Annotated in this window: 1 protein-coding gene and 1 pseudogene; both read right to left on the reverse strand. The window is 72.4% G+C overall.

Annotated features, from left to right (window positions below):
- Positions 1–113: 113 nt before the first annotated feature.
- Positions 114–1442, reverse strand: a complete 1329-nt coding sequence (tolB, locus tag V7050_RS20610; protein WP_324370750.1) for a Tol-Pal system beta propeller repeat protein TolB — start codon at positions 1440–1442, stop codon at positions 114–116.
- Positions 1436–2081 (reverse strand): annotated as a pseudogene (locus V7050_RS20615) (energy transducer TonB); the annotation flags it as partial. The pseudogene V7050_RS20615 and the gene tolB, both read right to left, overlap by 7 nt.

Here is a 2081-nt window from a genome sequence, read left to right on the forward strand (position 1 = left end):
GTTCCCGCCGGCGCAGGCCGATGCCAGCAGCGCGATCGCCAGCAACCCGCCGGTTCTGACTGACTTCATCCTATCCTCCGCGTTCTCGCGCCCGGTTCCGGGCGAACCCTGGCTCATCCGAGCAGCCCCGACCAGGACGGATCGGAGGCAAAACCCGCCGTGGGCACCTTGCGCAGATTCCGCCCCGTGATGTCCACCGAATAAATCTGCGGCCCCCCGGTATCGCCCGGCGTCTCGCGGAAGAACATCAGCACGCGCCCGTTCGGCGCCCAGGTCGGCCCCTCGTCGATGTAGCTCGCCGTCAGCAGTTTCTCGTTCGAGCCGTCGGTGCGCATCACCCCGACATGGAAGCGGCCGCCGACGATCTTGGTGAAGGCGATCATGTCGCCGCGCGGCGACCAGACCGGGGTGGCGTAGCGGCCCTCGCCGAAGCTGATGCGCCGGGCCTCGCCGCCGCCGGCCGACATCACGTAGAGCTGCTGCGTGCCGGCGCGGTCGCTCTCGAAGACGATCTGCCCGCCGTCGTTCGAGAAGGCCGGCGCGGTGTCGATCGAGGAGGTCTGGGTGAGCTGCGCCCGCCGGCGCGAGGCGAGGTCGACCACGAAGATGTCCGAGCCCGTGCCGGTGGAAGCGGAATAGACCGCGCGGGACGCATCCGGCGAGAAGCGCGGCGCGAAGGTCATGCCCTGGGCGTCGTCGAGCACCTGCCGGCGCCCGCCGCCCGCCTCGATCATCAGCACCCGCGGCGCGCCCTGCTCGTAGCTGGTATAGAGGATCTGGCTGGCCGAGCGCGAGATGCGCGGGGTGAGCACAAGGGCGTTGCCGTCGGTCAGCATCACCGGATTGGCGCCGTCGTAATCCATCACCGCGATCTGCTTGCGCCGTGCGCTCTTGGGCCCGCTCGCGGCGATATAGGCCACGCGGCTGTCGAAATAGCCGCCCTCGCCGGTCAGCCGCGAATAGACCGCATCCGCCACCTTGTGGCCCATGCGCCGCCAGGCCTGGGCGGTGCCCTCGAACTGCAGCCCCTCGCCGAGCTGGGTCTGGGCGAAAACGTCCCAGAGCCGGAAGCGAACGGAGACCCGGTCACCCCGCTGGCCCGCCGCCCCGGTGATCAGCGCCTGGGCGTTGATCGCCTTCCAGTCGGCGAATTGCACCGGCGCGTCGAAATTGGTGATCCGGCCGATATGGGCGTTGCTCGGGATCTCGCGGAAGAGCCCGGTGCCGGTGAGGTCGTCGATGACGACCTGGGTGATGCGCGCCGCCAGGTCGGCTGCCTCGGCGCTGTCCGGCACGAAGCCCGGGGCGGCGAAGGGCATCGGCTCGATCACGCCCTCGGTGATCTCGATGCGAAGCGGCGCCTGCGCCGCCGCGGCGAAGGGACGGAGCGCGAGGGCCGCCGGCAGGCCGACGACGAGGCTGCGGCGAAGCGAATTTACCATGAAACCATCCCTTCGGGATTGAAGACCACTTCGATGTTGCGCCATTGCGCGAACTTGTCGCGCGGAAGCTCGCTATACGGCGAACAGCGCAGGAGTGCACGCCGTCCCGCCTCGTAGGCCTGCTGGAAGCGCGCGTCCGGCGCCGGGACCGGCTCGATCAGCCGGATCGAGCCCGAGATGACGGCGCCGTCCGCGGCCAGCTCGGCCGCGAGCACCACGCGCAGCTCCTGGGCGTCGCGCAGCCCCGCCGGCACGTTCCAGCATCGCTGCACCGCGAGCTTCAGCCCCTCCTTCTCGCCGCCGGTAAGCGGCGGGCCGACCGGCAGCGAGGTGGCTGCGGGCGCGGAGGGCGCGGCGGGGGCCGCCGGCGCCGGCGCGGCGGCGGCCCGGGTCTCGCCGGCGCCCTGCGCGTCGATCTCGCGCTGGCCCTCCTTCTTCAGCGCCGCCATCACCTGGTTCGCCGGGTCCGGGCTCGGCGGGGCCTGCTCCGGCCGCGCCCGCGGCCGTCCCGCATTGGCGAGCGCCAGGGTCGCCGGTGGCGCGGGCTCGGCCACCGGCTCGGGCTCCGCCGCAGGCGGGGCTTTGGGCGTCTCTTCGGGCCGCGGCGCCCCCGCCCCCCGGGCGGGGGCCACCCCCCCC

It is taken from the genome of Amaricoccus sp. (assembly GCF_036846665.1).
Taxonomy (GTDB): domain Bacteria; phylum Pseudomonadota; class Alphaproteobacteria; order Rhodobacterales; family Rhodobacteraceae; genus Amaricoccus.

Coding starts and splice junctions, on each gene's coding strand:
- tolB (WP_324370750.1), bottom strand. CDS start 1,442: ATGGTAAATTCGCTTCGCCGCAGCCTCGTCGTCGGCCTGCCGGCGGCC.